Here is a 715-nt window from a genome sequence, read left to right as displayed (position 1 = left end):
GTGGCGGCGGACTGGGCGGCCTGGTTGGCGCTGGCCTGGGCGGAGTTCGCCGCGTTCCGCGCCGTCGTGGCGGACTGGGCGGCCTGGTCCGCCGAGTTCTTCGCCGCGATCGCCGAGTTGTTGGCGTCGGTGGCGTACTGCGCCGCCTTGTTCGCCGACGCCGCGGCCTGCTGCGCATACGTCTGCGCCTCCGCCGCCTTACCCGCCGCGACCGCCGCGACCCGGTTCGCCTCCGCCGCGTCCGACACCGCGCTCTGCGCGTACCGCTGCGCCTCCGCGATCAACGCCTGCACCGCCGCCACATGCGCGGCCTGCTCCTGATCCCGCTGCGCCGCCTGATACCGCCCCGCCGTCAGGAAATACGAAATGTACGACGCCGGCCCCGCCAACGCCACCTGACCGGCCGCCTTCACCTGCGGCCCACCCGCATCGATGACCCGATACACCTCAAGCCGGTCATCAGCCGTCCGCGCCGCATACTGACCCGACCGCAGAAACTCGTGCCGATCCGCGTTCGTCCCCGCCAACGCCTGCTCCGCAGCCGCCTTCAGCGTCGGCCCCGCCGTCTCCAAAATCCGGTAGATCGCCAACCGATCCGCCGTCGCCTTACCCGTGTAACTCCGCGTCCGCAAGAACGCCTGCACCGCCGCGTCATCACCCGCCAACGCCGCCTGCGCCGCCGACCTCTCATTCCCATCCGGCAACGTGTCCACCA

The 715-nt window shown here is 71.5% G+C and carries 1 protein-coding gene and 1 pseudogene; both read right to left on the bottom strand.

What is annotated here, in order from left to right:
• On the bottom strand, positions 1-590 hold a 590-nt coding region (locus tag ACLQ2W_RS33815; RefSeq protein ID WP_425791954.1), incomplete at its 3' end, for an ALF repeat-containing protein.
• A 33-nt stretch (positions 591-623) separates the two neighbouring features.
• Positions 624-713: pseudogene (locus ACLQ2W_RS33810) on the bottom strand (ALF repeat-containing protein); the annotation flags it as partial.
• Positions 714-715 lie beyond the last annotated feature (2 nt).

The organism is Micromonospora sp. DT227 (assembly GCF_049841835.1).
GTDB lineage: Bacteria > Actinomycetota > Actinomycetes > Mycobacteriales > Micromonosporaceae > Micromonospora.
Note: the sequence above shows the minus strand (reverse complement) of the source record. Positions and strands in the feature narration are given on the sequence as shown.